The sequence below is a fragment of the Streptomyces sp. CNB091 genome (assembly GCF_000377965.1).
Genome location: NZ_KB898999.1, coordinates 167,627 through 194,314, shown reverse-complemented (window position 1 = coordinate 194,314; position 26,688 = coordinate 167,627). Strand labels below are relative to the sequence as shown.

Genomic DNA, 26,688 nt, shown 5'->3' with positions numbered 1-26,688 from the left:
CCCGGGGGCCCTGCCGGGAGGCGCGTGTCGCCGTCCCGCGTCCGAGGTGCGCCGCCGCGTACATCCGAGGCGTGCTGCCGTCCCGCGTCCGAGGTGCGCCGCCGCCTGCATCCGAGGCGCCGCGCCGCCCGCATTCGAGGCGCCCCGCTGTCCACATCCGGAGAAGGACGCTTGCACTCGCAGGGGTCGAGTGCTAATCATTGGCGTTAGCACTCTCCAGGTGAGAGTGACAGAAACTTGGACCGGGCCGGTGAGGCCCGCAGGCGCGGTGGGGCAAGGAACCACCACGCAGGCAGGCCGTCCGTCGCGGGCGCCTCTCGGTCCGGAGAAATCCACCCCTGTCCGGGAGGACCACTTCACATGGCCAAGATCATCGCGTTCGACGAGGAGGCACGGCGCGGTCTCGAGCGCGGGATGAACCAGCTCGCCGACGCCGTCAAGGTCACCCTCGGCCCCAAGGGCCGTAACGTCGTCCTCGAGAAGAAGTGGGGCGCGCCCACGATCACCAACGATGGTGTTTCCATCGCCAAGGAGATCGAGCTCGAGGACCCGTACGAGAAGATCGGTGCGGAGCTGGTCAAGGAGGTCGCCAAGAAGACGGACGACGTCGCCGGCGACGGTACGACCACCGCCACCGTTCTGGCTCAGGCTCTCGTCCGCGAGGGCCTGCGCAACGTCGCCGCAGGTGCCAACCCGATGGCCCTCAAGCGGGGCATCGAGAAGGCCGTCGAGGCCGTCTCCGCCGCTCTGCTGGAGCAGGCCAAGGACGTGGAGACCAAGGAGCAGATCGCTTCGACCGCCTCCATCTCCGCCGCCGACACCGAGATCGGCGCCAAGATCGCCGAGGCGATGGACAAGGTCGGCAAGGAAGGCGTCATCACCGTCGAGGAGTCCCAGACCTTCGGTCTGGAGCTTGAGCTCACCGAGGGTATGCGCTTCGACAAGGGCTACATCTCGGCGTACTTCGCGACCGACATGGAGCGTATGGAGGCGTCGCTCGACGACCCGTACATCCTGATCGTCAACTCGAAGATCGCCAGCGTCAAGGACCTGATCCCGCTGCTGGAGAAGGTCATGCAGTCGGGCAAGCCCCTGCTGATCATCGCCGAGGACGTCGAGGGCGAGGCGCTCTCCACCCTGGTCGTCAACAAGATCAAGGGCACGTTCAAGTCCGTCGCCGTCAAGGCTCCGGGCTTCGGTGACCGCCGCAAGGCCATGCTCGCGGACATCGCCATCCTCACCGGTGGCACCGTGATCTCCGAGGAGGTCGGTCTCAAGCTGGAGAACGCCGGCCTGGACCTGCTCGGCCGTGCGCGCAAGGTCGTCATCACCAAGGACGAGACCACGATCGTCGACGGCGCCGGTGACAGCGACCAGGTTCAGGGTCGCGTCAACCAGATCCGTGCCGAGATCGAGAACTCCGACTCGGACTACGACCGCGAGAAGCTCCAGGAGCGTCTGGCGAAGCTGGCCGGCGGCGTGGCCGTCATCAAGGCCGGCGCGGCCACCGAGGTGGAGCTCAAGGAGCGCAAGCACCGCATCGAGGACGCGGTGCGCAACGCCAAGGCCGCCGTCGAGGAGGGCATCGTCGCCGGTGGTGGCGTGGCTCTGCTCCAGGCCTCGGCCGTCTTCGAGAAGCTCGACCTCACGGGCGACGAGGCGACCGGCGCCAACGCCGTGAAGCTCGCGCTGGAGGCCCCGCTCAAGCAGATCGCCGTCAACGGTGGTCTTGAGGGTGGCGTCGTCGTGGAGAAGGTCCGCAACCTGCCGATCGGTCACGGCCTCAACGCCGCGACCGGCGAGTACGTCGACATGATCGCCGAGGGCATTCTCGACCCGGCGAAGGTCACGCGCTCCGCTCTGCAGAACGCCGCCTCCATCGCCGCGCTCTTCCTCACCACCGAGGCCGTCATCGCCGACAAGCCCGAGAAGGCCGGCGCGGCCGCCCCGGGCGGCATGCCGGGCGGTGACATGGACTTCTGATCCGCCGCGGAGTCCCGGGCCCGCCCGGGAGCCCTCCGGCTGATCGAAGTTCGCCGTACGTCCCACAGGGGCGGTATCTCCTTCGCGGAGGTGCCGCCCCTGTGGCGTTCCCCGACGGGCGTTCCCCGACGGGGCGTTTCCCGACGGGCCGCTGCGGCCCGACGCGAGCCGACGCGGCCCGACGCGAGCCGACGCGGCCCGACGCGAGCCGACGCGGGCCGACGCGGGCCGGCCCGGTGTGCGGGCCATGGCCGAATGGCTACTTGCCGCGACCTTCCCGGTGGGGCAGCAGTGCCGGCGCGGTGGCGCCGATCACGGGGGCGCGCCCCCGTGATCGGAGGCAGGACGGACGCGGAGCCGCCCGGAGGTCCGTCCCGGCTGGTTCCCCGCTGCCCCGGTGGGCCGCTCCCTCTCGTGGCAGCTCACCGCCCGGTCCGGCGACCGCAGCCGGTCAGTGGTCCAGTCCACTTCACCTCCGCGCCCCGGTGGTGTGCGACTGCACACGGCGCCCGGCCTACGTTCCCGGCCCCGGTGGGGACGGTCCGGAGCGGCCCGCCCCGGACCTCGTCGCTCGCGCTATCCAGCCAACTTCGGACGGTAAGTCGGAATCATGCGTACCGGCGGTACTGCGGGACATGATGGCTCTGGTGTTCACGTGGTGAACAGCAGTCGCATAAACAACTTCCGTTATGCGGAAGCCACTTGGGCATAACGGAATCAACCGCACAGAAGGGAAGGTGTCATGAAGCTGCGGAAGAAGGCTTACGTGAAGCCGTCGCTGTTCAAGCAGGGCGACTTTTCGAAGAAGACCGCCGGTTACTTCTACGGCTCGTACAAGGAGTACTGGGTCCGTCGCATCAGCTGATCCGGCCCCCGGCCTCCTGTGCGCTGTATGAGAACTTCCGGAAGGTGAACATGCCCGGCCACCCGCGTGACTACTTCGTCGTCCTGCCGGACAGTGCGGCGGGAGCGGCGGTGGCCGGGCAACTCCCCCCGGACACGGGCCTCCCCTCGGGCACGGGTCTCCCCCCGGGGGCGGGCTCGTCCCCGAGCACGGGCCTTCGCCCCGGTACGGGCGGGACGCCGGTCGTCGCCCACGCTTCGGGGCGGCCCTGGGTCGTCGCCCGCCCGCTGGTTCGCGAGGTGAGCCATCTCCGCCGGGGCGACGACGCCCTCGTGCTCATCGGCCCGGACCGGGTCCCCGAGGCCGTGCTCGCCGGTCTCCTGGAGGGCGCCCGCGACCGGGCCGGCCTGGAACGCCGCCTCGCCCGGCTGCCAGGCCTCCACCACGTGATCGCCCGGCTCTCCGGCGAGACCTGGATCCGGGGCACTGCCTCCGGGCTGCGCCGGGTCTACCACGCCCGGCACCCGGAGGCCGGAACCATCGCCTCCGACCGCCCCGCCGTCCTCGCCCGCCTGACCGGCGCACCCCTGGACGACGGCGCGCTCGCCCTGCGCATGCTCGACTTCCTCCCGCACCCGCTGAGCCGCCGCGTCGTGTGGCGGGGCGTGTACGAGACCGGCGCCGGGTACGGCCTGGCCCTGCCCGCCGCGACATTGGGCACGGCCGCCGCCCCGGGCCCCACGGAGCACCGCTGGTGGGAGCCGCCGCCCGCCGAACTCTCCCTGGCCGAGGGGGCCCGAAGACTCGGTGACGCCGTCGCCGCCTCCGTACGGGCCCATGTCGGCGGCCTGGACCGGATCAGCTGCGAGCTGTCCGGCGGCCTGGACTCCACCGCGCTCACGTTCGCCGCCCGTGCGACCGGGCCCGCCGAGCTGTCCCTCCTCACCGTGGCCGCCCGGGACCGCTACAGCGAGGACGAGACCTGGGCGCGGCGGGCCGTGGAGGCGGCCGGGAAGAGCGAGGCGGTGGCCGGGGGGCGCGGGAGCACGAGCAGTGCGTCCGCCGCCCTGGACCACCGGATCATCCCCGCCAGCGACGCCCCCTACTTCTACGCCGATCTCGCCTCCTGCGCCGACGAGTTGAACGACGAACCGCTCCCCGTCGCCCCCGGCCGGGCCCGCGCGCACCTCCTGCTCGGCCGCGCCCGCGCCACCGGATCGCGCTACCACCTCACCGGCTACGGCGGCGACGAACTCTTCCTCGGTCTGCCCCACGCCTACCAGGACCTCTTCCACGGCAACCCGTTCACCGCCTGGAGTCACCTCGGCGGCCTGCGCCACCAGCTCGGCTGGCCGCTCCTGCCCACGGTGCGGGCCCTGCTGAACCGCTCCACGTTCCCCCGCTGGCTCGCCGGGGCGGTCACCGCCGAACCCCAGCCGGTCGCCCGGACCCCGCTGCTCTCCTGGGGCGTACGGCAGTCGCTGCGGCCCTGGTTCACCGACCACGCGAACTCCCTGATCACCGAGGAGTTCCGGGCCGCCGCCGAGCACGCCGAGCCGATCGACCCCTGGCGCGGACGGCACGTCGACATCGACGCCGTACGGATGGGGGCCCGGCACTTCCAGGCGATGGAGGACATCGGCATGACGATCGGGCTGCCGGTCGCCGCGCCCTTCTACGACGACCGCGTCCTGGAGGCGACCCTCGCCGTCCGCCTGTCGGAGCGGATCAGTCCCTGGCGCTACAAACCGCTGCTCGTCGAGGCGATGCGAGGCGTGGTCCCGGACGCGCTCCTGGCCCGGACAACGAAGGACCACATGTCCTCCGACGAATACCAGGGCCTGCGCGAACACGCCCCGGAACTGGCCGCTCTGTGGACCGGCTCCCGGCTGGCGGAACGCGGTCTGGTCGACTCCCGCCGACTGCTCCGGCTCGCCGCCGAACCCTTCTCACCGGTCCTGGTCGAGCACTCCATCAGCTCCACCGTGGCCGGGGAGACCTGGCTCCGCACGGCCGAGGACGCCTGGCCCGCCCCTCGGACACGTATGACATCGCCGACACCGCCGACATCGCCGATATCGCCCATCTGACCACCAGCGAGGCATCCGATGAAGCTCAGAAAAGGCATCGCCGTCACGACCACCGAGTACGGCGGCGTCCTCCTCGACGAGAAGGACGGCAGTTATTGGCAGTTGAACGACACCGGCGTCATCGTCGTCGGCACCCTTGCCTCGGGGCACACCCCCGAGATCGCCGTGGAGCGGATCCTCGCCGACTTCGACGTCGAGCGGGCCGAGGCGGAGGCGGACGTGGCGGAGCTGACCCGGCAGCTGGTCGAGGCGAGGATCCTGCACCCGTGACCACCGAGATGACGATGCCGCGCCGGGGCGCGGGAGCGGGCGGGTTACGGCTGCGCACGGCCATCGCCGCCGCGTTCGTCCTGGCCCGCCTCAAGCCGGGGCGGCTGCGCCGGGTGCTGGCCGGGTGCGCCCGGGGTGCGCGCCCGGCCTCGTATGCGGAGACGCTGGAGGTGTGGGAGGCGGTCGTCACCACCAGCCGCCGTTGCGCGGGCCGTTTCGGCTGCCTGCCCCGCTCGGTCGCCGTCGCCCTGGCCTGCCGGATGTCCGGTGTCTGGCCCGACTGGTGCGCGGGGGTGCGGGCGGCTCCGCCGTTCTCCCCGCATGCTTGGGTGCAGGCGGGGGACCGTACGGTCGGCGAGCAGGCGGAACCGGCGGATCTGCGTCCCTTGATGGTGGTGACGGCAGACGGAGGGGATCCGGGTGAGCACGGTGACGGGGACGACGGAGGCGGACGAGGGCCGAGGGACTGAGGGGAGGCCGGACGGGGCGCAGTCGGCAGGCTCCTTCCCCGCAGGGGAGCAGCCTGCTGGGAAGGGACCCGCCGGGAAGGGGCCCGCCGGAGAACGGCCCGCGCGGGATGCCGCGGAGGGGCCCGCCAAGGACGAGCCGGGTGCGGGCCCGTCTCCTCTCCGGCTGCTCCTCTCCCGGGTCCGTCCGCACCGGGGCGTCCTCGTCCGCGCGGGTCTGCTCTCGCTCGCCGGTTCCGGGGCGGGCCTCGCCATGCCGCTGATGGCGAAGCACGCGGTCGACGCGTTCGCCGCGGACCGCTCGCCCGCGGGACCGCTCGTCGCGCTGACCGCGCTCGTGCTGGTAGGAGCCTGCCTCTCCGCGTACGGGCGCTATCTCATGTCCCGTACGGGAGAGGGCGTCGTCCTCCGCGCACGCGATCAACTCGTGGGCCGCATCATGCGGTTGAAGGTCCCGGCGGTGGACCGGCTGACCCCGGGCGACCTCCAGTCACGCGTGACCAGCGACACGACCCTCCTGCGGACGGTTCTCTCCAGCGGCCTGGTCGAGTCGTTCAACAGCGTGCTGATGCTGCTGGGAACGATCGGCTTCATGGCGTACATGGACCTGACGCTGCTCGGCGTGACGCTGGTGGTGATCGTCGGCATCGGAGCCGTGACCTCGCTGCTGATGCCGCGTATCCAGCGGGCCCAGCTCCGCGCCCAGGAGGCCGTGGGCGCGATGGGCGCGGCACTGGACCGGGTGCTCCAGGCGTTCCGCACGGTGAAGGCGAGCGGGGCGGAGGAGCGGGAGACGGCGGCGGTCGCGGAGGCCGCCCGGCACGCGCACGACCGGGGCGTATCGGTGGCGCGGTGGTCGTCGGTCTCCGACGTCACCATGGCGATGTCGATCCAGCTGGCGTTCCTGGCGGTGCTGGGCGTGGGCGGCGCACGGGTCGCGTCCGGCTCGCTGGAGATCTCGTCGCTGATCGCGTTCCTGCTCTACCTCTTCTACCTGATGGGCCCGATCGGCGGCCTGGTCGAGGGCTGGACGGGCTTGCAGAGCGGGCTCGCGGCGGTCCGCAGGATCGACGAGGTCGAGTCGCTGCCCGGCGAGCCGGCCGCCGGTCCCGGTCCCGGTCCCGGTCCCGGTCCCGGTCCCGGTCCCGGAGCCGGTCCCGGAGCCGGAGCCGTACGGCAGGAGATCCCCGCGACTCCGCTCGGCGTCACGTTCCAGGACGTGACGTTCGGATACGGCGACGAGCGGGCCCCCGCCCACAAGGGGGTGACGTTCGACGTCCCGACCGGCGGACTCGTCGCGCTGGTGGGCCCGTCTGGGGCGGGCAAGTCGACGGTGTTCAGCCTGCTGGAACGCTTCTACGACCACGACGGCGGCACGATCACGGTCGCCGGCCGGGACATCCGCGACTGGCCGCTGGCCGAGCTGCGGGGCTCGCTGGCGTACGTGGAACAGGACGCGCCGGTCCTGGCCGGAACGCTGCGGGAGAACCTCCTCTTCGCCGCCCCGGACGCCGAGGAGGAGGCGGTGGCCCAGGCGGTGGCCCGCACCCGCCTGGACAGCTTGGTCGAGCGGCTGCCGGAGGGCCTGGACACGGCGGTGGGCCACCGTGGCGTCACCCTCTCCGGCGGCGAACGCCAGCGGATAGCCATCGCCCGGGCCCTGCTGCGCCGCCCCCGTCTGCTGCTGCTCGACGAGGTGACTTCGCAGCTGGACGCGGTCAACGAGCAGGCGCTGCGCGACGTGATCCTCGAACTGGCGGAGCACACCACGGTGTTGGTCATCGCGCACCGCCTCTCCACCGTCCGGCACGCGGACCGCATCGTGGTCCTGGAGGACGGCCGGGTCCGCACGGCGGGCACGCACGAGGAGCTGATCGCCGGGGACGACCTGTACCGCGAGCTGGCGACCACCCAGCTCGCGGCCGAGGTGCGGTGAGGCTTCAGCGGGCGTACTCCTTGAGCTCCTCGGTGTCCAGGGTGATGTCGACGGGGCCGGGGAGGGGGACGGCGTCGCCGTAGTCGTACGAGTGCTGCTGCCGGTAGCGGCCCTTGTCGGGCTCGCTGTGGACGACGAGGGTGTCCGACTCGCGGTCGATCAAGAGGTACACCGGGATGCTCGACGCCGCGTACCCGTCACGCTTCTCCGTGCGATCACGGCTGTCGGTGTCGTGGTCGTGCGACGTCACCTCGACGGTCATGAGGATGCGGTCCGGGCTCGACCACTCGCCGTCACCCGCGAACCGGCCCGCGCGGGCCAGAGTGCCGTCCGGGCGGGCGCGGCCATTGCGGTATCCGCCGATCCGCAGCCCGCGTTCGCGGTACAGCCGCAGATCCGGCTGCTGCCGCATGCACTGCATCGCGACCCACATGATGATCTCGTCGTGGTCCCCGTCCGGCACGGGCTTGACCGCCGGCTTTCCGTTGATGAGCTCAAGCGTCACGGTCTCGGGGGACGTACGGGCGAGCTGCTCGAACTCCTCGACGGACAGCTGGGCGTGCGGGACGTGATCGGCGGTGCTGGGGGTCATGGCGTCGCCTCCTCCCCTCCATCGTGCCCTGTCCGGTCTGTGGGTGAGCTGCACGGTCATCGGTATGTCCTCTCGGATCGGGGAGTCAGACCCGCCCGGACCGCGTTCATCCGGTCCCGTACGCCGGGCGGCTGCACGGCTCCCGGCGGGCCGACCGGCGGTTGTGGGGACGGGCCCCGGCACGGCCGGCAGAGGCCGCCGAGCAGGGCTTCGGGCGCGCCGGGGGCCCCGCATTCACCGCACTCCAGGGTGCGCAGGACCGTACGGGGGCCCGGCAGGACCCGCTCGGGCGGCAGCTTGTCGCGCAGGCGCCGTTCGACGAGGCGGGCGGCGCAGTGGACGGGCGACGGCAGCCCGTTGGTGAGCGCGTGCAGCAGCTCGGCCTCCGTGGCGCCCCGCGCGAACCACTCGCTGACCTGCGGTTCCAGCAGTACGCAGTCGGCGGCGGACAGCGTCAGCGCGGGGGCGGTCCGGCCGAGCGCCGCCAGCAGGATGAAGGCCCGCGAGCGGGTCGGCCGCCTGGGTTCGTCCGGCGGGGCGTCACCCCGGGTGTAGGCGTTCCACCAGTCGTCCTCGCGTGCGGTGCGGGAGAAGAAGGTACGGGTCACCCAGAGCATGGCGGCGTCGGTGATCACGCACTCGCTGCCGCGCCGCAGGTGCCCCGCGTCCTGAAGCCGGTTGAGGGTCGTGCCCAGGGCGCACTGGCCGTACGGCAGGTGCTTGGCCAGGGTCTTCACGGAGATGTCGGAGCCGTCGGGCAGCCGGTCGATGTATGCGGCGACAGCGGCGTCGCGGGGGAGGAGGTGGGCGAAGTCCCGGTCGGTGCGGGGGCGTGCGCCGGGGGCGGAGCGCTTGCCGTAGCCGGGGTTGGCCATGGGGTGGGGGATCGCGGAGGGGGGCGCGGGGGGACTCGCGGCACCGCTCTCGGGCGGGGTCTCGCGCGGGGCGCGGCGGGCATCACTAAACTGGCTGGCAGCCATGGGGATCGCTTCTTTCGCTTCTTCGATCTTCGGTGGTCAGACCCCTGTCGGTGTTGGAGCACCGGTGGGGGTCGACTTTTTGGTCCAGGTCCTCCGCACGCTAGAGCCTGGCGACCGTGTGTCGCAACTCGATCACAAATTGTCAACTTCGCAGCCAGGGTGGGCGGGTGGGTGGGATAACTGACCCATCCACCCCATCCTTGTTAAGAGGGCTCGGATCTCACGGCTTGAGCTTCGGGAGGTCGAAGCGGAACGGGGGCGGTATGAAGGACCCAGAGGACGCGAGTGCGGGCGCGGGCGCGGAGCTGACGGCCCGGTTCGCCGCGGAGGGCGACTGGACGAAGGTCGTCGACCTCTACATCCCCCTGCCGGAGGGGCAGTACGGGCCGGACCTGCTGGAGCGGCACTGGTCCCCCGATCTGCTGACGGCCGACAACGCCCAAGCCACCCTTCACTTCGCGTGCTGCGGCGACGGCAGCTCGGTGTCTCCCGCGGCGCCCGAGGTGCTTCCGTTCCTCGTCGAGGCCGTCAGGGACCCGGCCGTGAAGGTGCGTCCGCAGATCCTGGAGACGCTCGGCGTTCTCGCCCGAGCCGGGAACGCCGCCCGCGCCGCGGAACTCGGCCTGGGGCACGGCGGGCGGGGGCGCACCGCGCCGGCCGCCTGGCCCGCCGCCTGGGATCAGGCGGTCGATGCGCTGCTGCCGCTCCTCGCCGACGACGTGGAAGCGGACGGGGACATCCGGGTCGGAGTGGCCGCCGTACTCGCAGGGGCCGTCCACCGGGCGGACGACCTCGTCGACCGCTTCCTGGCCCGGTTCGAGGACGAGCCCGATCTGTCGGTGGCGGAGCAACTCGTGCTGACCGTGGGCGAGCTCGCCCCTCACGCGGTGGAGCGGCGCGATGACGCCGTCGCGTGGCTGCGGGAGCGGACAACCGACGCCGGGAAGGGCGAGGAGCCCGACATGGACGACGACATCGACGCATGGCTCGCCTGGATGGACCGGCACGGGCACGATGTCCGGCCGGCCGCGACCGTCGCGCTGCGCAGCGCCCTTCGACCGCGGTGACGTTGTGACGCAGTGACGCTGTGACGACCGTCACCCCCGATCTCTCCTGGGTAGTGTCGACCGGATGACCTGCGGCGGGCGTATACCCGGTGAAGCGAAAGAGTCCGGGAGCAACTTTTGACCGTCGAGGAGTTCGAAGAGTTCTACACCCAGGCGGTCGCACGTCTCACGGGCCAGCTGTACGTGATGACCGGCGACCTCCAGGAGGCGCAGGACGTCGTGCAGGAGGCGTTCGTCAAGGCGTGGGTCCGGCGCGGCCGGCTGGACCGCGACGGCAGCCCCGAGGCGTGGATTCGTACGGTCGCCTGGCGGCTGGCGGTGAGCCGTTGGCGGTTCCGGCGGCGTTCGGCGGACGCCTGGAGCCGGGGGAACGGCGCACCCGGACACGTGGAGCCGCCGGACCCGGGCCATGTGGTCCTGGTCGACGCGCTCCGGGAACTGCCCCCGCAGCAGCGGCGGACGCTGACCCTGCACTACCTGTGCGACCTCACGGTCGAGCAGATCGCCGGGGAGACCGGGCTTTCCGGCAGCACGATCAAGACGCATCTGGTTCGCGGACGGGCGGCGCTCGCCCACCGTCTGCGGGACCCCCGCATCGAGGAGGCCCCTGATGTCTGACCCGCGGGATCCGTTGCGGTCCCTGTTCCGGGAGGCCGGTGAGTTCGGGCAGGCCCGCTCCGACGCGGACGACGCGTCGAGCATCACGCGCCGAGGAATGCGCGCCCAGCGACGCCGGATGGCCCTGGTGGCGGTGGGTGTGTGCCTGGTCGTCGGCGGGGGTGGCGCGGTCGCGGTGAGCCTGCTGCCGGTCCGGCCGCAGCCGGTCGCCCCGGCCACGGTTCCGTCGCCCAGCTACCCGTCGCCCGTACCGTCGGACCGGCTGTCGACGCAGCCGCCGTCCCTGCCGCCGACGCCGAGCACCACGCTGCCGGAGGGCCGGTCCACCGGGCCGGGCGGAGCGCCGACAGGTATGCGTACGAGGACGAGTACGAGTACGAGAACGGGTGAGGGCACGGGTACGCGCAGGGAGACGGGTCCGGGTAAGACGCGGCTGCCGCCCACGTCCACGCCGTCCACGCCGTCGGCGACGACCGATGGGGCTACGTCGATGCCCTGACGCCCCGGCTGACACCCCGGCTGACACTTCGGCTGACGCCGCGCCGCCGCCGTACCCGATAGCCCGGGCCCATCCGGACCCGTTCGTCCGTCCGGGCCCGTCCGGGGCCGCCATGGTCCGCCGGGTCTGCCCGTTTCCGCTTCCTCCCCGCCCCGGCGACCTCACCGGGCGATCCCGTACGCCTCGACGTATCCGCGTATCCGCGAGGCACACCCGAAAGGTGCCTCAGTTGTCCACGCTCTCCCCCGGGCTGCGGCCTTCCGCCAGCCGCCCCGTACCACCCGAGCCCCGGACGTCCGCGCGCGCCGCATCCCGGGTCGCCGCCCAGCCCGAGCCCCGGGCGGGGCGGTTCCGCCGCGCGGCGGCCCGCCTGACCCCTGCCGACCGGGCCGTGCTGTGGCTCTACCTCCTGACCCGAATATCCCTGTGGATCACGGCCCACTTCGCCCGCTGGCTGTTTCCTGCCCGCCCCGGCACGCGGGAGGCGACGCCCGTACTCGCGTCCTTCCAGCGGTGGGACGCGAACCACTATCTCCACATAGCGCGCGACGGCTACTTCCCCGCGGGCGCGGGTCCGTGGACGAGCGGCTGGGACAACCGGGAGGCGTTCTTCCCGGGCTATCCCTTCCTGCTCCGCGCCGTGCACACGGTGGTGCCGGACTGGACGGCGGCCGGGCTCCTGATCTCGTTCGTCGCGGGGGCGGTGGCCGTACTGGCCCTGGCCCGTATCGCGCGGGCGTATCTGCCGGAGGACGCGGCGGGCCGCCGTACGGCTGTTCTCTTCCTGCTCTCGCCCTGCGCGGTGTTCCTGGCCGCCGGCTACACGGAGGCGCTGTTCCTCGCGTTCGCCCTGCCCGCCTGGCTCGCCGCCGTGCGGCACCGCTGGGCGCTCGCCGCCGTGCTGACGGCCCTGGCGACGACGGTGCGCGTCAGCGGCCTGTTCCTCGCCGCCGCCATCGCCCTGCTCTTCGTGCTGATGACAGCCCGGGAGAAGCGGGACCGGCGGAGCTGGCGAGCGGCCGGCTGGACGCTGCTCCCGGCGCTGCCCCCGGCCGCGTACAGCTGGTACCTGCACGCGCGGACCGGCGACTGGATGGCCTGGAAGCACGCGCAGGAACGCGGGTGGTACCGGACGTTCCACACTCCGTGGGAGGCGTGGTCGAACACGTGGAACGGGGCGTTCGGCCACACGCAGACGACCGGCTACGCGCTCATGTTCCAGGCCGAACTCGTGGCGATGCTGGTGGGGCTCGCGCTGGTGGCCGTACTCCTGTACCGCCGCCGCTGGCCCGAGGCGCTGTACGTGGCCCTCAGCCTCTGGGCCCTGGGCACCTCGTACTGGTACACGTCGATCCCGCGCGCGACGCTGCTGTGGTGGCCGCTGTGGATCGGCCTGGCGGCGCTGAGCCTGCGGCGGCCGTGGTTCAGGACGGCGTACCTGAGCGTGGCCGCGCCGGTGACGACGCTCGTCGCGGTGACGTTCCTGACGGGGAGGTGGGCGGGGTGAGCGCGTCCCGGCGGGGCTCCATGAGGATCTCCGTCAGCGCTGCGATGCTCTGCGTCCCGTAACCGGCCTTCACCGCCCGCTCCAGCAGCTCGTGGAACGGCTTGTGCCACTCCACGTCGAGGCCCGCCTCCTTCCCGAGCTCCGCGTCGTGCGCGGCCCCGGCCACGAAGACGTTCACCGACGACAGCGGTTCGCTGTAGTCGCCGCTGTCGATCTCCCGGGCCAGCACGGGCAGCACCGAAGCGATCATCTGCAACCACTGTTCGCTGAACCGCACCATCGAAGCCGCCTCCAGGCCACGTGCCCGCAGCGCCGCCGCCCCCTGGAAGAAGCCGACGAGGGCGGGCAGCAGCGTGCCGCCCACCGCCATTTCGTACAGGGCGGCGAGGTCCGGGTCCGCACCGAGATACACGGTGTCCCCACCCAGCACCCGCAGCACCGGTTCGTGGTCGGTGAAGACCGTGGCATCGCCGCTGTAGTAGAGGAGTGTGTCCTCGGCTCCCACCGCCGGCGGTACGTTCTTGATCGCGCCGCCGAGGTAGCGTGCGCCGTGCCCGCGCGCCCACTCCGCCGCGCGGCGGGCGCCGGCCGGGGACCCGCTGTTGAGGGTCACGAGGTCCCGCCCCTTCAGCGCGGCGGCCGCCGGCTCCAGGGCCTCGACGGTGTCCTCGTACGTCGTCAGGCAGGTGATCACGAGCGGGCTCGCCGCGACGGCCTCCGCCACGGTCTCCGGATGCGCGGCGCCCCGGGCGACGAGCGGGGCAGCCCGCGACGCGGTTCTGTTCCACACCGTGGTCGGGTGCCCCGCCGCTATGAAGGCCGCCGCCAGTGCGCTTCCCATCGCGCCCAGGCCGATGACGGTCACGGGGGTCTGGTGCTGGGTCTGGTGTTGGTGCTGGTTGTGCGGTGCCATTTTCCGCTCCTGTTACGGGAGTTGGAGGGTGGGTACGGAAGGCCCGTTGGTGCCGGGCTCCGGTGATCTCCATGCTGGGACGGCACGATAGATTGCACAAGTACCGACATTTTTGTTCGGTACCCACACTCTTGTCAGTGGGAGAGGTCATGCCGAAGTACACCTGCGGATTCGACGCCGCCATCGCCGTCATGGGCGGAAAATGGAAAGGGCTGATCCTCTTCTGGCTCGGTGAGGAAGAGCGTTTGCGCTTCGGGGAGTTGCGGCGGACGGTCGCCGGAATCAGCGAGCGGATGCTGACGCTGCAACTGCGCGAGCTGGAGGCGGCCGGGCTCGTCCACCGAGAGGTGCACGAGCAGGTGCCGCCCAAGGTGGAGTACTCGCTGACCGACTTCGGACGCTCACTGGTCGCCGCGCTGATGCCGCTCGGCGAGTGGGGCGAGGAGCACATGGAGCGCCTCGAAGACCTGCCGTGACCGCCTGCGGCAGGCGTTTGGACACCCCGGCACTCGGCACCCAGGCACTCAGCCTTCGGGGTAGAAGACGAAGAGCGTGCAGCCCGACGCCGTCTGCGGGATGTGCCACGAACCGGCGGGAGCGTGGATGAACGAGCCTGCGGGGTAGTCACGTTGACCGTCGTTGAAGACGCCGGAGACGACGAAAACCTCCTCCGGCCCCGGTTCGTGCACGTCGATGCCCTCCCAGCACGTGTGCGGATCCATCTCCAGCAGCTGGGCCTTCGCGCCGTTCCCGCCGCTCCACAGGGGGCGCACGCGGATGCCGGGGAAGATCTCATGCGCGGGCGCGTCGTGCACGGCGGACCAGACGTAGCCGGGCAGCTGTCGTCCACCCGCCCGCACGGAAGCGTCCTCTGTCTGCGTCGTCTGCGTCGTCTGCGTCGTCTGTGCCGTTCGTGGCTTCTGCTTCGTCATGGGGCAAGCCTCGTCGACCGCCGACGCCCCGCCCAGTGTCTCGATCGACGTTCTCCGGTACTTTCCTGCCATGCACCGTGTAGCGGCACTCGTCCACGCACCCCAGTCGACCTTCGAACTCGCCTGTGCCGCAGAGGTGTTCGGCATCACACGGCGCGAGCTGCCCACCCGTTACAGCTTCGGCGTATGCACCGAGAACCCGGGCCCTGTCGCCACGCGCGCCGGATACGACATGCTCGTCACGGAGGGCCTCGACGCCCTGGACCGGGCGGCCACTGTGATCGTCCCCGGCTGGCTGCCCACCGACGAACCCCCGTCGCCCGCTGTCGTACGGGCTCTACGCCGTGCGCACGAGCGGGGCGCACGCGTGGTCAGCATCTGCTCCGGCGCCTTCGCCCTGGCCCACGCCGGTCTGCTCGACGGCCGCGCGGCGACCACCCATTGGGCGCTGGCGGACGAGTTCGCCGCACGCTTCCCGGCCGTCCGCCTCGATCCGGACGTGCTGTACGTGGACCACGGCGACGTCGCCACGAGCGCGGGGGCCGGGGCCGGGGTCGATCTGTGCCTGCACCTGGTACGGGCCGACCAGGGCGCCGAGTACGCCGCGCGCGTCTCCCGGAACATGGTCATGCCGCCGCACCGTGAAGGGGGGCAACTCCAGTACGCCGCGCCGCCCCACCCCTCCCAGGTCGACGGCTCGCTCGCGCCGCTCGTCGAGTGGGCGACGGGCCGCCTCCACGAACCACTGGCCGTCGAGGACCTGGCCGCACACGCCGGTTGCTCCGCTCGAACCCTGGCCCGTCGCTTCACCGAGCAGCTCGGCACCAGCCCGGGACGGTGGCTGCTCGCACAGCGAATCGTCGCGGCCCGCGAGCTGTTGGAGTCCTCCGATCTTCCCGTGGACACCGTCGCCCGCCGCGTCGGGCTCTCCTCGGCCACCAACCTCCGCAGACGTTTCCTCGACGCCCTGGGCACGACGCCGGGCGCCTACCGCCGGGCGTTTCGGGCAGAGCCGGGATGACAGCCTGCTGGGTGCCGCCGGCTGACCGCTGTTTTGGTGGCCGGGCCGGTGACGACGCTCGTCGCGCTGACGTTCCTGTCGGGGAGGTGGGCGGGGCGAGGTGGCCGCCCGGCGCGAACTCCCTGTTTCGACAGTCGGATTCGAGTCGGGTCGCGGCCGGTGGTCGGGTCGGTAGCCGCCCTCCCCGCACCGCCCCCCGTAGTCGCCCCGGGATATTTTCGACGCTGCTGAACGCCGTGTGGCCAAAATGCGGTGTTCGCTGACCGTGGTCCATTTCGAGACCAAATTTGCCCAACTCGCTGAGCTGGCACTTCGTTTGCCTAATGATGTCCTGGTGTCGCCGGTCCCGACTGAAGTATTCCGATCGGAGCTACGTTTCCGGACGGCGAGTCATGTCTGCGATGCCTCACTGGCAGACGAAGCGGACCCTGTGGAACCACAGCGGGCCGGGAACCAAGGCCACGTCTGGTGGCGGCGACAGAATCCACAAGTTCCAGGCGTGCGACGAGAGCTACGGAAGCCCGGACGACTGCTCGGGCTGGGCCGTCCCGTAAAAACCCTCCCAAATTTCTTCCCCGGCTGATGTGTCGCACCGACCCCGTATCGGGTCGGTGCGGCGTATCCATTTCTCTGACAAGAGGCACATTTCTGTGAACCAAAGCGATGCGCCGGGGCTCCGTGTGAGCGGCCTCTGCTATCGGGTCGAGGGGCGGACTCTCCTCGACGATGTGAAGCTGTCCGTGTCCCCCGGCGAGTCGGTCGCGGTGACCGGCCCCAGCGGGTCCGGCAAGTCGACGCTGCTCATGTGTGTCCTCGGGCTCATCAAACCGCAGGCGGGCACTGTCACCGTTGCGGACCGGGAGATCACCGGGCTCGGGCCCGGGCAGCTCGCCCGGGTGCGGCGGGAGACGCTGGGCATGGTGTTCCAGTTCGGGGAACTCCTCCCCGAGCTCAGCCCGGTGGAGAACGTAGCCCTGCCGGTGCTGCTCGACGGAGGCCGCCACCAGGACGCCTACCGGCGCGCGGAGGAACTTCTCGAAGAGCTGGGTGTTCCCGTCGGCCCCACTCCGACCGGCATGCTCTCCGGCGGCGAGCGGCAGCGCACGGCGGTCGCCCGTGCCCTGATCACCGAGCCCGCCGTCCTGCTCGCTGACGAACCCACGGGCGCGCTGGACCCCGAAGCCAAGGAGGGAGTCGCCGAGCTGCTGTTCACGACGGTCCGTACACGGGGCTGCGCACTGTTGGTGGTCACGCACGACCTGACGGTGGCTGCTCGGGCCGACCGCCGGTACGAACTCGTCGGCGGGGTGCTGTCCGGCGTGGGGGCCTCCTGATGAAGGAAAAGGTCTGGACAGCAGGGAAGTTGTTCAGGATCGGTCTCGCCGCCGGCCGTTCCGCACCGGGCGACAGGCTGCGATGGTGGGGTCTGTTCGGCGCCGCCGTCGCGGTCGCCTTCGTCGTCCTGGCGACCGTTGCCACGGTGGCGACGTATCACGGCCGTGAGTCCAGAGCGGACGCCAGGGGGCCTGTGATCACCTTCGGCAAGGGCGCCGAACTGCTGTACCGGGAAGGGATCGACGCTGTCGGCACCAGGCCCGTATCCATCGTGTTCGTCCACCCGCTCACCCCTGACGCCCCGCTTCCCGCCGGTGTGGCCCGCTGGCCGGAACCGGGCGAGGCTCTGCTCTCTCCCGAGCTCGTCAGGACCGGACGCGGTGAGGGAATTCTGGAGCGGTACGGGCGGTTCGCCGGAACCATCACCAACGACGGACTGGTAACCCCCTCCGAGCGGATGGCCTACATCCGGGTGGCCGACCCACCCCCGAAGGACGATCCCCGGTGGATGGGAGTGTCCGCCTTCGGGAGCGGCGGCGGAGCGACCGGAGAGATGGTCGACCAGTCGCCCGTGACCTCCACCGCCCTGGCTCTGTGGGCGCTGACCGGGCTACCCGCCCTCGCCCTGGCCGTGGTCGCCGCGCGGGTCGGCTCCCGTACTCGTGACCGGCGCAGCAGCCTGTTGCAGGCCCTGGGCGGGGCATGGTGGCACCGGGCGATCGTCAACATCGGTGAAGCCGCGATTCCCACTGCCTTGGGGACTCTCACCGCGTTCATCCCGTATGCCGTGGCCTCCGTGACCGATATCCGTCTCGCGCCCACCGGCTACATCCTCGACCACCTCGACGTCCGGGGGGCCTGGCCGACCGCCGTCGCAGCGGCGGTGGTGTCCCTGTTGGTCGTTCTGGGGCTGGTCGTGGGCACGCACCGTGTTCACCGGGACGGCAGGTCCACCCGTCCCGCCTCCTTCTCTTCCCGGGTTCCCTCGTGGCGTCTGGCCACCTGTGGGGTCGGCGTCGCGCTGGTCCTGACGAGTCAGTACATGCCTCAGAAGGCCCAGCTCGCGGTGTTCACCTGTGGGACCGTGGTGATGTGGGCCTTTCTGTCCTCCGTCGTGGCCTTCCTCACCCGCCATCTGGGGTCCTGGCTCGCTGCCACGGGGAAACGCTCGGGCCATGCGGGCCGCATGATCGGCGGACGGTGGACGCACGCGCATCCTGGTGTGATCGTGCGCCTCGCTCTGGCCATGGTGATCGGCATCGGCATCGTCGCCCAGATGCAGGTGTGGACCAGCAGGCTCGGAGTGCATTCACACGCGGCAGCCGCCACGCACCACCGGATCAAGGACACCGTGATCGAGGTGACCGCCGGTGGCATGTCCGCGCCACAAGGCGATCGCTTCCGCTCGTCGCTTCCGCACGGTTCGATACTCCTGAGCCGTACTCTCCACGACCCGTCCGGCTCCGGAGACCCCTGGGTGACCATCGGAGGCTCCTGCCGGGACCTGCGTACGCTGGACCTGAGCTGCGACGGCCCCGGGCCGGTTGCCGGAGGGGCCGCCGGGTCGGTCAAGGTGGAAGAGATGCGCCGTTGGTACGGCGACGTGAGGTTCGCGCAGGTGCCCCGGATCAGCGTAAAGCCCGACGGCACGCAGTCTCTTCTCGTCGTGACTCCGGCACCGGGCCGGCTCGCCGCGGTGAAGCAGGCCGCTTTCACGCTCCCCAACCCTTCCGTGCAGGTGCAGGCCTTGAGCGGGAACTGGCTGGGGTCCTCGCGTTCCCGCCTGCCGAACTGGATCCAGCTGTTCGGGATCACCGGCATCCTGTTCGTCCTCGGGGCCGGTGCGGTGAGTGCGGCGGCCGAGTTCGTCCGGGTCCGCCACGCCCTCGCCCCGCTCTCCGTCCTGACAGGCAACCGCCGGGTGTTCCGCTCCGTGACCGCGTGGCACCTGACCGTCCCCTTGCTCATCGCTACCGTGGTCACCGGTGCTGTGACCGCATGGCACTCCGTGTTCTTCATCGCTCTGGTGGAGCAGGGTTCAGTTTCCTGGACGGTGCTCGGCCTCGGCGTCACCGCCTGTGCTGCCGTGTCCCTGATCGTCGGGCATCTCGGTGCGCGCGCGGCGGCCCGGGAGTCCGACCGATGGCGTCCCACCGCGGACTGACCCGCGACCGGCAGCCAGAGGGGGCCGATGGCCTCGGACCACGCGTCTCCGGCCCCGAAGAACACGTCGCTCGCTGGATGGTCCGACGAGAGCGATACGTACACGAGTTCAGCGGCATGTGGTTGCGCTGGCCCGAGGCGCTGTACGTGGCTCTCGGCCTCTGGGCCCTGGGCGCCTCGTATGACGACGCTCGTCGCGCTGACGTTCCTGACGGGGAGGTGGGCGGGGCGAGCGGAGGGACTCGGCGGACGAGGCGGGCTACGGCGCCTCCCCTTCGTCTCCACCGCCAGTCGTTCGCCCGTCGTCGAGGGCGTGCCGGCGCTCTGCGAGACGATCCAGCGACCACTGGGTCCATGGATGCCCGGGCCCTAGCACACGCGTCCGTGCTTCCACCACCAACTCTGCCTGTTCTGCCGCCTCCTGGGACCGCCCGAGCTCCCCGAGTACGCGACTCAGCAGGGAGCGGGCGGCAAGCGTCTTCGGATGCTCGATTCCATAGGTGTGCTCGGAGCCCGTGACCACGTTGCGGATGAGAGGAAGCGCCAAGTGCTGACGGTCGGCGGTGACGAGGGCGAAGCCGTGGTTCAGTTCGGCGTCCAAAGTGATGGGGTGCCCGGGGCCGACCTCGCCGCGACAGTCCGACACCAAGGCGGCTCCGGCGTCCGGATGTGTCCCCGGACCGGCGGTGAACTCCAGCAGGTACGTCCGCGCGATCAGCGTGGACGGGTGGGTCGGGCCGAGCAGGGCGGTGCGGCCCTCGACCGCGCGCCGCACCAGCGCCACCGCCTCGTCCTTCTGGCCGAGAACCCAGACGAGCACTGGTGCCAGCCCCGCGCAGCTCTCCAGTGTCTCGACGGCGCTCGCACCGAACACGGCGGTGCAATCCGCCAGGGCGAGGCGATGGGCCGCCTCCGCCTCTTCGTACCGTCCGAGCCGGTAGAGGGAACGGCCCGCGCGCTGGCGGATGGCGATCACCGCGGGGTGACTCGCCCCCAGCACCCGCGTCCCGCGTGTTACTGCGTCCTGCGCCACGGACAGGGCGGCCGCGTAGTCCCCGGCGCGGTGGAGTGCGACCGCCAGCCGCAACGTGCGTTCCAGTACGCGTGCCAGGGCCGCCGGCCCCACCCCCGCCCACTGGGTCGCCCGCCGCAGCAGCGCCAGGGTGTGCGGCACGTACGGGGCGAGGGGCGGGTCTTCACGCGCCCACGGCCGCGACACGTCCGGCACGACCGCGCCGAGCAGCTCTGCGGCGGTGCTCACCAGCACGTCGTGCTGGTCGGCCGGGGTGCTGCGGGCGATGCTGTCCAGCAGCACGCCGTGGGTTCGCAGACAGCGGGGCGGGCCGGGGGTCAGACGGGTGAGGGAGTGGTCGAGCAGGCCGCGGAGCGCCGACTCCACCCGCGCCCGGGGCACGACCGTATCGATGTCTGGCCCGGTCAGCAGCTGGAGGGGCAGCGGGTCGTGGGACCAGCAGCTGAGCAACCGGACCAGGGCGGCGGCTTCCGGCAGCCCTTGGGAGTGCAGTGCGTTCAGCGACAGTTCCCAGGTGGTGCTGGTGAGGTGGCGTGAGGCGTTGCCACCGCTGTACGCGGCCCCCTGATCCAGGAGCTCGATGTGATCCACCTCGTTGCCGCGGTCGAGGGCCTGTCCGTACTCCGCCATGCTCCAGGGACTGATCACCTGATGTGCCAGAAAGCCACCCGCGAGGGTGAGCGCCAGTGGCAGCCGGCCCAGCCGATCGGCGATCTCGGCCGCCTCCTCCGCTGTGCCCCTCTCCGGCGCCAGATCGCACAGCACTTGAGCCGCGTCCTCGCGCGGCAGTACACCGACGTGATGAAGGGTCGCGCCGGGCCACCAATGGGCCGCGACCTGGCGGGTGGTGACCAGAGTGATGCCGCGCGGACTGGTGCGCAGCCAGTTGCCTTCGCGCAGGATGGCCGGGTCGTCGGCGTTGTCGATCACCAGCAGCCAGGGTTGGTCGGAGTGGTCCAGCTTCTCCCACACCAGGTCCGCGGCCGCACGCAGTCCGTTGCGGGCAGCGGCGAGCTCGCCTTCGCCCGCACCCCGGTCGGCGGCGACAGCGAGCATTCCCGCGCGCAGTGAGGCCAGGTCGGGAGCGTTGACCCACAGGCCGACGCGGTCGCCTTCGCCGGTCGCGATGCGAAAGGCCTCCGAGGCGACGGCGGTCTTCCCACATCCGCCCAGGCCGTGAAGTACGTAGACCTGCTCCGCTCCGCCGTCCTCCAGGGCCGACCGAAGTTGGGTCATCAGCTCCAGCCGGTCGCGCAGGACGACCGGTGCGCGCCCCACCGCCGGCCGCCGCACGGAGTCGGGAGCGGGTCCGGACGGGAACGCCGGTTGGCCGTGGTGGTGGTGCTCGGTGATGTGCTGGTCCCCGGCGCTCTGGAAGACGCGGCCGTTGCCCTCCGCCCGCCCCTCGGTCGATCCGTTCACCGTTCGGTGATGTGCAAGTCGCGGCCGGCCTGGTAGACCCTGGAGTGCCCGGTGGCTGTGGCGCGTTGCGAGACGGCCGCGGAGGGCGCTGCCCCGCCGGGGGCGAGCTCGTCGAGCAGCCTCCGGAGCTCCACCGCGATCTGAGGTCGGTCGATCAGCAAGCGCCGGATCCGGCCCTGCCACTCGGCCGCCAGTTCGTCCTCGGCGGTGGCGTCCGCTGCCAGATCCTCCCGAGTGTTGTCGAGTTCGGCGGCCACCGCGTCAGCGCGCTCGGGCCGGGCCCGCTGCCAAAGGGTGACGAACCCGTCCCTGGTGTGCTCCCAAGCGTCGGTCGCCATCAGACCGACGAGCGTCACGCTCGCGCTCTGGGCGAGCGCGACCAGTTCCGGGTTCATGACGCAGGTCCTTCCGGTTCTGACGTCGGCGTTGGCGTCGGCGTTCGCGTGGGCAGTGGGCAGTGGGCAGTGGGCAGCGGTCAGCGGACGGTGGGCGGATCGAGCGGGGCGATCTCGCGCTCGAAGAACTCCGCGAACCCCTCGCCCATGGCGTACAGGGCCTCGAACTCCCGGGTCGTCCGGCTGATCTGGCCGGGGTCGGTGAAGCGACGGGCCCCCGCCCCCTTCAGTTCGTCGTCGTAGATCACGGCGTACATCACCGAACGCCCGAGGACGACGACCTCGGGCAGCGACTCCTCCCGTTCCAGGTCGGAGATCTTTCGGGCGTCCAGCACGCGGATCTCTTCGCCCAGCTCCGATCTGAGCCGGAAGACGTTCATCTCCCACTGCAGATAGGGAGACACCGGGAACTCCACGACACGAACCCTGCGGAAGACGAGGCCGCGTTGGGCGGCATCCCGGAAGTAGGCGGCCATCGCGTCCCGCTCGTTCTCGATCAGCCGGAGGGCCCCGGCCCAGTCCCCGGAGGCGAAGGCGTCCCAGCTGGGGGAGCCTTGCTCCTTGAACGTCTGGCCGCGCTCGATCTTGGCGAGCAGGGTGATGTCGCCCTGGTGAACCCGTCCGAAATCGGCGAGGTAGTCGGCTCGTGTGAGGATCTCGCCGGCACCGCTGCGGAAGCACTCAAACATCGGGGATGTCCGCCTTCGCTGCGACGAGCATCCTGCGGGGGATGACCACGAGACGCTCATCGGGGCTGATGGAGACACCATCGGGCAGGCGCGTCCCCAGAGAGCCGGTGAGATCGCGTCCGATCACGGCGATGTCGCCGTTGTCCAGCTCCCAGATATCCGGGCATTCGGGTCCGGTGCTGGTGGCACGCAGCTCCAGGGCCGACTTGCCGAGGCGTCTCTTGAAGCCGGTGTCAGGATCGGCTTCCCAGGGTCTGACCATGCTGCCGCCCTCCCCTTCCGAGTGGGTCAACTTACCAGTGACTACCAGCCCAATACCGGTGTCAAGAGGGCTATTTGGCCTGTTCGGGTGAGCTGTGGACGACTGGAGTTCCGTCGGAGGACGGATGTTCGCCCCGGATGCTCGGCCGGGGTGGTCGGTACCGGCGTCGCAGGCGGCCGGCTCCTGGAGGGGAGCACATAGGAGAGGAATGGGGAGCGGGCAGGCCGGTACGACGAGGGCGGGTCACCGCGCGGGGGAGGCGGTTCGTTCCGGCGGTTGATGGCGCACGGCTCCGCCGGTGCGATGTTCGGGTTCATGGACGCCGCAGCAGTGACAGAGACAGGACCCGAGGCCCGTACGAGGGCGCTTCGGCGCGCGTGGTGGCAGCGGTGGCGAAGCCGGGTGGACCGGGCCACGACCGTATGGGCGGTGGCGTACGCGGGCTTCGGCCTGGTGTGCGCGCTGCGGGGAACGCCACTCTTCTCCCTGGGCGACCTTCCCGCCTCCCCGGCGCTGAGCTGGGCGGTCGTGGTGCTGGGGGTGCTGGCCGTGGCGGCCTCCGGGGCGGTGACGCGGTACGGGGTGCGGCTGCCGGGCCTGCGCGTACTGCTGTGGGGGACCTGCGTACTGGCCGGGGTCGCCGCGTTCGGCCTGCTGATGGACGTCATCACGCTGATGTTCGGCCAGGGGGTGGACAGCGCGCCGGCCGCCGCCAACCACGCCCTGGCGGCGATCGGGTGCCTGCTGCTCGCGACCACGGCCCGGACTGTCGGCGGCCCGGGCCCCGCGACCGGCGCAGCCGCCCCGCCAGTCCCGTCAGCAGCCGCGCGACCAGTTCAACTCGCCGCCTGCGCGGGCACGGTGGCCTTCCTGCCCTACGTGGCGATGAAGCTCGTATGGGTGTCCGGCGGCACCTTCGCCGGGAACACCGGCGAGCAGATGCTCGCGATCTCCGAGCACAACGGGGCCTCGGGGATCTGGCTCACCCTGGAGTCCTGGGGCCTGGACGGCACCGTGCTGCTGGCCGCGCTCGGCGTCTTCCTCCTGTGGGGTCTGGTCCGGCCGTGGGGCCAGGTCTTCCCGCGCTGGACACCGTGGCTGCGCGGCAGGCGCGTCCCCCGCGCGCTCCCTCTCGTCCCGGCCCTGGTGGGCGCCGCCACCCTGGCCCCGTACGGGGTGCTCGGCGCCGGCTACCTGGCTCTGGCCACGGCCGACGTGGTCACGGTGCGCCAGGGCGACTTCTCCTCGCCCGGTGACGCGCTGCTGGTCGGCTGGATCGGCATGTTCGCGTTCGGCGTCTACGGATGCGCCCTGATCGCCGCCACCCGCTCGTACTGGGTCCGCACCCGTCCCGTCGCCGTAACGTGACCAGCTCTTACGGCACATGAGTCGGGTCCACCGGTCCGGACGCGCGGGGGCGGCCGCCGATCAGGAAACCCCACCGTGCGGGTGCGGGTGCGTGGCACGGTGGGGCGGTGGTCCTGGGACGGCTCGTCAGACCGTGGCGAACGTTCCGCCCCGGACGGCCTCGACGAAGGCCGAGAACGCGGTGACGGGGACGGTGACCACGGGGCCGTCCGCGACCTTGGAGTCGCGGACCGGGACGATGGCGTGTGTGGTGGCGAGGTTGGCGGCCACCTCGATGCAGTTGCCGCCGTTGTCACTGTACGAGGACTTGAACCAACGAGGGGATTCCGTCGTCATGAGGTGCCCTTTCGTAGCAGGAAGCCCCACCGTGCGTGGCACGGTGGGGCGGTGCCGGCTCGTCCCGTCAGACGGTGTCGAGCCTTCCGGCCTGTACGCCGGCGACGAAGGTGGAGAACGCGTCGGCGGGGAAGCTCAGTACGGGGCCGCTGATGTCTTTCGAGTCGCGGACCGGGACGATGCCGCGCGAGGCGGCGAGGTTGGCAGCGACCTCGACGCAGGCGCCGCCGTTCGAGCTGTACGAGGACTTGAACCAACGGGGGGATTCGCTCATCACGGAGTGCCCTTTCGCAACTGGCTGATCTTGGCCACAGACGCCGCCTTCGACAGCGCCTCGCCCTGGAGTTGATGGTAGGCCGTGAGCATGGGTACGACGAACGAACTTTCGCGCTCGACGTGGCCCTGCGCCTGTGATTCGGCATACGCGACGATGGACCGGTCCGCAAGGGTGAGCAGGTAGACCGGCAGGTCGAACGCCCTTCGCGCGCCCAGGCTGAACGGTGCCACCTGGATGATCCAGTTGGGCATCGCCGCCATCTCCTCCAGTCGTTGGAGCTGTGCGTCCATGACCTCCGGGCCGCCGACAGCTTGATAGAGGCAGCTCTCGTCCATGACGACGAACACCATGGGCGGACGTGGCCGCACCAGTGCCGCCTGCCTCTCCGCCATGAACGCAACGCGCTCGTCCGCCTGTTCGGCGGTGATGGACCCGCGCTCCACGTCCCCGTACGCCACGGCACGCGCGTACTCCGGCGTCTGTAATAGCCCTGGGATCAGGCCGACCTCGAACAGTCTGATCTCCACCGCCCGGCCCTCGTACCCGACGTACTCCGGGAAGCCCTCCAGCAGCGAGCCGTTCCGCAGCTCGGCCCACTCGCGCTCGAACGAGTCGGCCGTGCCGGTCGTGCCGAACGCCTGATCAGACCTACGCGAAAAGCGCAGGGTTGGCGGTTTGCGAACAGTTTCCACGGCCGAGACATGCTGACTGGAGTACCCGATGCGGGGGGCCAGTTCCTCCTGGCTCCACCCCCGCGCCTCCCGGAACCGCCGGATGCGGGCACCGTAGGCCGCCTGCGGGCTGCTGCCCGGGTTCAGATCCTTGCGATTGACCATGCTGAAGCCCCTCCCCTTCCTTCTTTTCCAGCTAGTTGAAGGGTTCTTCACGCTAGGCCACTCTGAGGCCCCCCGGTAGTCAAACAGCTACGGAGAGGAGCGATAGGTGTACGGCGAGAACACGCGTCCGAATACCCCGGAACCTCCTGGCCCCACGGTTCCCCCGGCCCCCGGCACTCTCATGGTGGACACCAGCCGCGGGAATCGCGTGGGCGAGTTCCGCGGCCTCGCCGGCCTCTACTGGTCCCTCCGCCCCATCGGCGGCGGTATCGAGTGGGAGGTCGAGCCCCGCCACGTACGCCCCGCGCTTCCCATAGAGCAGCTCCGGGCCCGTACCGCGCGGGCCAACGCCCGGAGCCGGGGTGAGGTGTTGTGAGCGTCCTCGCCCGGTTACGGGTCCGGCTCGCGGTCACCGGCGAGCGTGCCGTATGACGCGCACGGGGTATGCCGCCGAGGTCACCCTGACGGACGGGCAGTGGTTCGCCTCGCTCGGCGGTGTGACCGTACGGAACCGGCGGTTGGCACTCCTGTGGCTGCGGGGGCAAGCGCTCGGCCTGGCCAACGGACACGGACACGGGCCCGGTTACGGACACGGGCGCGGGCGCGGGCCCACGACGCACCCCCGCCCGCCGGGGTCGTCGGCCCCTGATGTGCGGCCCGTCCTCTTCCACGGCTCCGACGCGCCCCAGGGGTTGCGGGCCTGGGCGACCGACGGTGAGCGCCAGGACGACGCGATACGGGCCCTGGAAGCGGGTTTTCCGTTGCTGTTCACCGTGGTCGACCCCGCTGTCGGGCTGAGCCTGACCCTCTCGGGGTGGCGCGGTTCTCTGACCGATCATCTCTAGGCCCGCCG

At 71.1% G+C, this 26,688-nt stretch carries 29 protein-coding genes; 18 read left to right on the top strand and 11 right to left on the bottom strand.

The annotated features are described in order from the left end of the window. Positions 1–360: 360 nt before the first annotated feature. From groL to D581_RS0119015, 6 genes are all read left to right on the top strand, one after another. Entirely contained in the window at positions 361–1,983 is a 1,623-nt protein-coding gene (groL, locus tag D581_RS0119040) for a chaperonin GroEL (protein WP_018958808.1), read from the top strand. Between the two features lie 742 nt (positions 1,984–2,725). Continuing rightward, the gene (locus D581_RS1000000140815; RefSeq protein WP_018958807.1) at positions 2,726–2,848 is read left to right on the top strand and encodes a keywimysin-related RiPP; all 123 of its coding nucleotides are present in this window, start codon (positions 2,726–2,728) and stop codon (positions 2,846–2,848) included. 50 nt (positions 2,849–2,898) lie between these two features. Then, a complete protein-coding gene (locus tag D581_RS0119030) occupies positions 2,899–4,917 on the top strand; it encodes an asparagine synthase-related protein (protein WP_018958806.1) in 2,019 nt (672 codons plus the stop codon). Between the two features lie 18 nt (positions 4,918–4,935). After that, positions 4,936–5,187, top strand: a complete 252-nt coding sequence (locus tag D581_RS0119025) for a lasso peptide biosynthesis PqqD family chaperone (RefSeq protein WP_018958805.1) — start codon at positions 4,936–4,938, stop codon at positions 5,185–5,187. Then, entirely contained in the window at positions 5,184–5,657 is a 474-nt protein-coding gene (locus D581_RS0119020) for a lasso peptide biosynthesis B2 protein (RefSeq protein WP_018958804.1), read from the top strand. Before D581_RS0119025 ends, D581_RS0119020 begins: the two co-directional genes overlap by 4 nt. Beyond that, positions 5,608–7,590: an ABC transporter ATP-binding protein gene (locus tag D581_RS0119015; RefSeq protein ID WP_018958803.1), complete on the top strand. Its 1,983-nt coding sequence runs from the start codon at positions 5,608–5,610 to the stop codon at positions 7,588–7,590. Before D581_RS0119020 ends, D581_RS0119015 begins: the two co-directional genes overlap by 50 nt. A 4-nt stretch (positions 7,591–7,594) precedes the next feature. On the opposite strand, the gene D581_RS0119010 is transcribed toward D581_RS0119015, so the two are convergent. Both D581_RS0119010 and D581_RS0119005 read right to left on the bottom strand, forming a co-directional pair. After that, the gene (locus tag D581_RS0119010; protein WP_018958802.1) at positions 7,595–8,182 is read right to left on the bottom strand and encodes a Uma2 family endonuclease; all 588 of its coding nucleotides are present in this window, start codon (positions 8,180–8,182) and stop codon (positions 7,595–7,597) included. A gap of 56 nt (positions 8,183–8,238) precedes the next feature. Then, positions 8,239–9,057, bottom strand: a complete 819-nt coding sequence (locus D581_RS0119005) for a hypothetical protein (protein ID WP_018958801.1) — start codon at positions 9,055–9,057, stop codon at positions 8,239–8,241. Positions 9,058–9,425: 368 nt separating this feature from the next. Between D581_RS0119005 and D581_RS0119000 the strand changes: the two genes are divergently transcribed. The 4 genes from D581_RS0119000 to D581_RS0118985 all read left to right on the top strand — a co-directional run bounded on the left by D581_RS0119000 (position 9,426) and on the right by D581_RS0118985 (position 12,853). Then, a complete protein-coding gene (locus D581_RS0119000) occupies positions 9,426–10,229 on the top strand; it encodes a hypothetical protein (protein WP_018958800.1) in 804 nt (267 codons plus the stop codon). A gap of 117 nt (positions 10,230–10,346) precedes the next feature. Further along, positions 10,347–10,847, top strand: coding sequence for an RNA polymerase sigma factor (locus D581_RS0118995; protein WP_018958799.1), 501 nt, complete (start codon positions 10,347–10,349; stop codon positions 10,845–10,847). After that, positions 10,840–11,346: a hypothetical protein gene (locus D581_RS0118990; RefSeq protein WP_018958798.1), complete on the top strand. Its 507-nt coding sequence runs from the start codon at positions 10,840–10,842 to the stop codon at positions 11,344–11,346. The genes D581_RS0118995 and D581_RS0118990 overlap by 8 nt, the downstream gene beginning before the upstream one ends. Before the next feature lie 229 nt (positions 11,347–11,575). After that, positions 11,576–12,853: a mannosyltransferase family protein gene (locus tag D581_RS0118985; protein ID WP_018958797.1), complete on the top strand. Its 1,278-nt coding sequence runs from the start codon at positions 11,576–11,578 to the stop codon at positions 12,851–12,853. Here the strand turns inward: D581_RS0118985 and D581_RS0118980 are convergent. After that, positions 12,771–13,766, bottom strand: coding sequence for an NAD(P)-dependent oxidoreductase (locus D581_RS0118980; protein ID WP_018958796.1), 996 nt, complete (start codon positions 13,764–13,766; stop codon positions 12,771–12,773). The two genes, D581_RS0118985 and D581_RS0118980, sit on opposite strands and share 83 nt — an antisense overlap. A gap of 149 nt (positions 13,767–13,915) precedes the next feature. Here D581_RS0118980 and D581_RS0118975 point away from each other — a divergent pair, with 149 nt between their 5' ends. Continuing rightward, on the top strand, positions 13,916–14,242 hold the full coding sequence (locus D581_RS0118975; protein WP_007456995.1) for a winged helix-turn-helix transcriptional regulator: 327 nt from the start codon (positions 13,916–13,918) through the stop codon (positions 14,240–14,242). Positions 14,243–14,290: 48 nt separating this feature from the next. Here the strand turns inward: D581_RS0118975 and D581_RS0118970 are convergent, their stop codons facing one another. After that, entirely contained in the window at positions 14,291–14,698 is a 408-nt protein-coding gene (locus D581_RS0118970) for a cupin domain-containing protein (RefSeq protein WP_018958795.1), read from the bottom strand. 70 nt (positions 14,699–14,768) lie between these two features. Here D581_RS0118970 and D581_RS0118965 point away from each other — a divergent pair, with 70 nt between their 5' ends. The 4 genes from D581_RS0118965 (at position 14,769) to D581_RS0118955 (ending at position 19,218) form a co-directional block, all read left to right on the top strand. Then, a complete protein-coding gene (locus D581_RS0118965; protein ID WP_018958794.1) occupies positions 14,769–15,719 on the top strand; it encodes a GlxA family transcriptional regulator in 951 nt (316 codons plus the stop codon). Positions 15,720–16,111: 392 nt separating this feature from the next. Continuing rightward, positions 16,112–16,273 carry a hypothetical protein gene (locus tag D581_RS1000000141325; protein WP_158688618.1) on the top strand — a complete coding sequence of 54 codons (162 nt, stop codon included), beginning with the start codon at positions 16,112–16,114 and terminating at the stop codon, positions 16,271–16,273. Between the two features lie 96 nt (positions 16,274–16,369). Beyond that, positions 16,370–17,053, top strand: coding sequence for an ABC transporter ATP-binding protein (locus D581_RS0118960; RefSeq protein ID WP_032752820.1), 684 nt, complete (start codon positions 16,370–16,372; stop codon positions 17,051–17,053). Beyond that, positions 17,053–19,218, top strand: coding sequence for a hypothetical protein (locus D581_RS0118955; RefSeq protein WP_026290673.1), 2,166 nt, complete (start codon positions 17,053–17,055; stop codon positions 19,216–19,218). Before D581_RS0118960 ends, D581_RS0118955 begins: the two co-directional genes overlap by 1 nt. A gap of 258 nt (positions 19,219–19,476) precedes the next feature. Here the strand turns inward: D581_RS0118955 and D581_RS0118950 are convergent, their stop codons facing one another. From D581_RS0118950 to D581_RS0118935, 4 genes are all read right to left on the bottom strand, one after another. Next, positions 19,477–21,672: a tetratricopeptide repeat protein gene (locus tag D581_RS0118950; protein ID WP_018958791.1), complete on the bottom strand. Its 2,196-nt coding sequence runs from the start codon at positions 21,670–21,672 to the stop codon at positions 19,477–19,479. Further along, the gene (locus D581_RS0118945; RefSeq protein ID WP_018958790.1) at positions 21,669–22,067 is read right to left on the bottom strand and encodes a hypothetical protein; all 399 of its coding nucleotides are present in this window, start codon (positions 22,065–22,067) and stop codon (positions 21,669–21,671) included. Before D581_RS0118945 ends, D581_RS0118950 begins: the two co-directional genes overlap by 4 nt. An 80-nt stretch (positions 22,068–22,147) precedes the next feature. Further along, on the bottom strand, positions 22,148–22,756 hold the full coding sequence (locus tag D581_RS0118940; RefSeq protein ID WP_018958789.1) for a DUF6879 family protein: 609 nt from the start codon (positions 22,754–22,756) through the stop codon (positions 22,148–22,150). Next, positions 22,749–23,018 carry a hypothetical protein gene (locus D581_RS0118935; RefSeq protein ID WP_018958788.1) on the bottom strand — a complete coding sequence of 90 codons (270 nt, stop codon included), beginning with the start codon at positions 23,016–23,018 and terminating at the stop codon, positions 22,749–22,751. Before D581_RS0118935 ends, D581_RS0118940 begins: the two co-directional genes overlap by 8 nt. Before the next feature lie 315 nt (positions 23,019–23,333). On the opposite strand from D581_RS0118935, the gene D581_RS1000000140810 reads away from it, so the two are divergent. Then, positions 23,334–24,386, top strand: coding sequence for a hypothetical protein (locus tag D581_RS1000000140810; RefSeq protein WP_486585850.1), 1,053 nt, complete (start codon positions 23,334–23,336; stop codon positions 24,384–24,386). A 126-nt stretch (positions 24,387–24,512) separates the two neighbouring features. Here D581_RS1000000140810 and D581_RS0118925 read toward each other — a convergent pair whose 3' ends face one another. The 3 genes from D581_RS0118925 to D581_RS0118915 form a co-directional block, all read right to left on the bottom strand. After that, entirely contained in the window at positions 24,513–24,722 is a 210-nt protein-coding gene (locus D581_RS0118925) for a DUF397 domain-containing protein (protein ID WP_018958786.1), read from the bottom strand. A gap of 67 nt (positions 24,723–24,789) precedes the next feature. Further along, positions 24,790–24,999 (bottom strand): DUF397 domain-containing protein, encoded by a 210-nt coding sequence (locus D581_RS0118920; RefSeq protein WP_026290672.1) that lies wholly within the window; start codon positions 24,997–24,999, stop codon positions 24,790–24,792. Beyond that, positions 24,996–25,835: a Scr1 family TA system antitoxin-like transcriptional regulator gene (locus tag D581_RS0118915; protein WP_018958784.1), complete on the bottom strand. Its 840-nt coding sequence runs from the start codon at positions 25,833–25,835 to the stop codon at positions 24,996–24,998. Before D581_RS0118915 ends, D581_RS0118920 begins: the two co-directional genes overlap by 4 nt. Positions 25,836–25,941: 106 nt before the next feature. Here D581_RS0118915 and D581_RS0118910 point away from each other — a divergent pair, with 106 nt between their 5' ends. Continuing rightward, positions 25,942–26,211, top strand: coding sequence for a hypothetical protein (locus D581_RS0118910; RefSeq protein ID WP_026290671.1), 270 nt, complete (start codon positions 25,942–25,944; stop codon positions 26,209–26,211). 52 nt (positions 26,212–26,263) lie between these two features. Next, positions 26,264–26,680, top strand: a complete 417-nt coding sequence (locus D581_RS0118905) for a hypothetical protein (protein ID WP_018958782.1) — start codon at positions 26,264–26,266, stop codon at positions 26,678–26,680. The last annotated feature ends 8 nt before the right edge of the window (positions 26,681–26,688 follow it).

Coding starts and splice junctions, on each gene's coding strand:
- D581_RS0119000 (WP_018958800.1), top strand. CDS start 9,426: ATGAAGGACCCAGAGGACGCGAGTGCGGGCGCGGGCGCGGAGCTGACG.
- D581_RS0119030 (WP_018958806.1), top strand. CDS start 2,899: ATGCCCGGCCACCCGCGTGACTACTTCGTCGTCCTGCCGGACAGTGCG.
- D581_RS0118925 (WP_018958786.1), bottom strand. CDS start 24,722: ATGACGACGGAATCCCCTCGTTGGTTCAAGTCCTCGTACAGTGACAAC.
- D581_RS0119010 (WP_018958802.1), bottom strand. CDS start 8,182: ATGACCCCCAGCACCGCCGATCACGTCCCGCACGCCCAGCTGTCCGTC.
- D581_RS0118905 (WP_018958782.1), top strand. CDS start 26,264: ATGACGCGCACGGGGTATGCCGCCGAGGTCACCCTGACGGACGGGCAG.
- groL (WP_018958808.1), top strand. CDS start 361: ATGGCCAAGATCATCGCGTTCGACGAGGAGGCACGGCGCGGTCTCGAG.
- D581_RS0118990 (WP_018958798.1), top strand. CDS start 10,840: ATGTCTGACCCGCGGGATCCGTTGCGGTCCCTGTTCCGGGAGGCCGGT.
- D581_RS1000000141325 (WP_158688618.1), top strand. CDS start 16,112: ATGTCTGCGATGCCTCACTGGCAGACGAAGCGGACCCTGTGGAACCAC.
- D581_RS1000000140810 (WP_486585850.1), top strand. CDS start 23,334: ATGGACGCCGCAGCAGTGACAGAGACAGGACCCGAGGCCCGTACGAGG.
- D581_RS0118945 (WP_018958790.1), bottom strand. CDS start 22,067: ATGAACCCGGAACTGGTCGCGCTCGCCCAGAGCGCGAGCGTGACGCTC.
- D581_RS0118970 (WP_018958795.1), bottom strand. CDS start 14,698: ATGACGAAGCAGAAGCCACGAACGGCACAGACGACGCAGACGACGCAG.
- D581_RS0118955 (WP_026290673.1), top strand. CDS start 17,053: ATGAAGGAAAAGGTCTGGACAGCAGGGAAGTTGTTCAGGATCGGTCTC.
- D581_RS0119005 (WP_018958801.1), bottom strand. CDS start 9,057: ATGGCCAACCCCGGCTACGGCAAGCGCTCCGCCCCCGGCGCACGCCCC.
- D581_RS0118965 (WP_018958794.1), top strand. CDS start 14,769: ATGCACCGTGTAGCGGCACTCGTCCACGCACCCCAGTCGACCTTCGAA.
- D581_RS0118980 (WP_018958796.1), bottom strand. CDS start 13,766: ATGGCACCGCACAACCAGCACCAACACCAGACCCAGCACCAGACCCCC.
- D581_RS0119025 (WP_018958805.1), top strand. CDS start 4,936: ATGAAGCTCAGAAAAGGCATCGCCGTCACGACCACCGAGTACGGCGGC.
- D581_RS0118940 (WP_018958789.1), bottom strand. CDS start 22,756: ATGTTTGAGTGCTTCCGCAGCGGTGCCGGCGAGATCCTCACACGAGCC.
- D581_RS0118975 (WP_007456995.1), top strand. CDS start 13,916: ATGCCGAAGTACACCTGCGGATTCGACGCCGCCATCGCCGTCATGGGC.
- D581_RS0118915 (WP_018958784.1), bottom strand. CDS start 25,835: ATGGTCAATCGCAAGGATCTGAACCCGGGCAGCAGCCCGCAGGCGGCC.
- D581_RS0118935 (WP_018958788.1), bottom strand. CDS start 23,018: ATGGTCAGACCCTGGGAAGCCGATCCTGACACCGGCTTCAAGAGACGC.
- D581_RS1000000140815 (WP_018958807.1), top strand. CDS start 2,726: ATGAAGCTGCGGAAGAAGGCTTACGTGAAGCCGTCGCTGTTCAAGCAG.